General features: G+C 71.0%; 2 protein-coding genes. One reads left to right on the top strand and one right to left on the bottom strand.

Annotated features, from left to right (window positions below):
- The coding region (locus tag A9X04_RS09490; protein ID WP_369828938.1) for an FUSC family protein at positions 1-859 on the top strand (859 nt) is incomplete at its 5' end.
- 78 nt (positions 860-937) lie between these two features.
- On the opposite strand, the gene A9X04_RS09485 is transcribed toward A9X04_RS09490, so the two are convergent.
- Positions 938-2,275 (bottom strand): cytochrome P450, encoded by a 1,338-nt coding sequence (locus A9X04_RS09485; protein WP_082974894.1) that lies wholly within the window; start codon positions 2,273-2,275, stop codon positions 938-940.
- Positions 2,276-2,283: the final 8 nt, after the last annotated feature.

Raw genomic sequence — 2,283 nt, 5'->3', positions numbered from 1 at the left:
CGCCGCGCTCGCCGGGATCTTCGTGTGCCTGTTCTGCGCCTTCTATTTCATGACGGTCACCTACAGCCTGATGACGTTCTGGATCACCACGATGCTGGCGTTGTTGTACGGCCTGCTCGGCCAATTCTCTTTCGGCGTACTGATGTTGCGGATCGAGGAGACGGCGATCGGCGCGGTCATCGGGGCCACCGTGGCGATCGTGGTGTTGCCGACCAACACCAGAGCCGCGATCCGCGACGACACCCGCACGTTCCTGGGCAGCCTGTCGATGTTGATCGACGTGTCCACCGCGACGATGTTCGGCGAAGGCGAGAGCGTGAGCCCGTCCGAGCAGGCGCGCCAACTGGACCGGGACCTGCAGCAGTTCCGGGTCACCGCCAAGCCGCTGCTCGCGGGCGTCGCCGGCCTTGCCGGGCGGCGCAGCATTCGCCGCGCGCTGCGCATCTTCGCCGCCTGCGACCGGTACGGCCGCCGCCTGGCGCGCAGCAGCGAGCAATACCAGGACCGGGTGGGGTCGCAACCGCTGGCCGTCGAACTGGCGCAAGCCTTCTCGGCGGCCGCCGCTCAGACACGGCGCAACATCGACGCGCTGGCCGCGGCCATCGGCACCGGCCGCGGGCCGACCATGATCTCGGCGGCCGACGAGCTCGACACCGCCGAGACCCTGGCCCGCCAGCGCGACGGGTCGGCGCATCAACCGGCGCCCGATACCCGGCGATTCCTCACCGCGGTGCACGCGCTGCGCCAGATCGAACGGGCCGTGGTCATCGCGGCCACCAACCTCGGCGGGCGCGAAACCGCCGGCGCCGAATTCCACACCGACGGATTTCAGAGGCCGGGCAGGCACGCGGGGAAATAACACGGCTGATTGGGCCCCGTGCCCGACCTAATCCCGCTGGCCGATCCCGAGCGGCTGCGTTCGTCGTTCATCAACGCATCAAGCACTGGCAGGTCGATTACCGGGGCGCGCGAACGCCGGTCCCCCACTAGCGTCGGCGGGGACGTCCCTGATCGCCCGCAGCCGGATGCGGGCGCCGCGATGCGGCACCAGCACCACGAACTTCAGCTGCTGTCGTTCGCCGGGCGCGGTGGTGGTTTCCAGCTCGGCGCGGCGCAGGATCTCGCGCAACACCACCCGCATCTCGACCAAGGCGAAGCCGGCGCCCAGACAGCGGCGGTTGCCGCCGCCGAACGGGAACCAGGTCGTGGGGCTCAGCGCGGCGCCCAGCATCCGGTCCGGGTCGAATCGGTGGGGATCGGGGTAGAGCGAGGCGCTAGTGTGCACCAAACCGATTCCGGGCGCCACCATGACCCCGGCCGGCAGCCGGTAGCCGGCCACGTCGGTCGGTTGGGTGAGCACCCGGCCGACGTCGAAGACCACCGGACGGATCCGCAGGGTCTCCTTCACCAGCGCGTCGAGATACTCGTCACCGGCCGGATCACCGGCGGCGCTGGCCTCGGCGGCGGCCACGGCCTTGGCCAGCACGGCCGGGTGGCGGGTCAACCGCTCGAGCGCCCAGGACAAACCGTTCGCGGTGGTGTCGTGCCCGGCCACCAGCAGCGTCATCAGCTGATCCCGCAGCTCCTTATCGGACATCGTGCGCTCGGCGTCGTCGGCGCGGACCAGCATGGCCAGCACGTCGGTGCGGGCGGCCAGGTCGGGGTCCGCGCGGCGCTCGGCGATCTCCGCGTAGAGCAGGCGGTCGGCTTCGGCCATGTGCCGGCGCAGCCCGCGCCACGGGAGGCGGCGCTGCAGCTCCGGCTTCGCCAGCGCCAGGGTCGCCCACGGCCCCACGCTGAGCAGCCGCGGCATGATCGCCCGCAACGCCGCGAGCCGGGCCGGGTCGGTGGCGCCGATGACCGTCCGCAGGATCACCTCGAGCGTGATCTCCGACATCTTGGGCGCGGCCGCGAAGCTCTTGCCCACCGGCCAGCCCGCGATGTTCGCCGCGGCGATCTCGGCCATCAGCCCGGCTTGGCGTGCGACGGCGTCGCGATGGAATGGCGGCAGCATCAGCCGGCGGCGATCCCGGTGGACATCTTCGTCGATCACCAGAAGAGAGGTGTCGCCGAGCAGCCCGCTCAGAATGGAATTGGCTTCGCCGGCGTGGAACACGTGCGGGTCGCCGGCGAACACCGCCTTGATGTCGGCGGGGTCGGCCAGATACACCAGCGTGCCCATTCCCGCGACGCGCAGCGTGAACACATCCCCGTACCGGCGACGGCAGGCGGCGACGAAGTGCGACCCGCGGTGCAGCATGAGGGCGGCCTGCACCGCGCGGG

It is taken from the genome of Mycobacterium sp. E3247 (assembly GCF_001667785.1).
Classification (GTDB): domain Bacteria; phylum Actinomycetota; class Actinomycetes; order Mycobacteriales; family Mycobacteriaceae; genus Mycobacterium.
The sequence above is the reverse complement of the archived record's forward strand: the minus strand, read 5'-3'. Positions and strand labels throughout refer to the sequence as shown.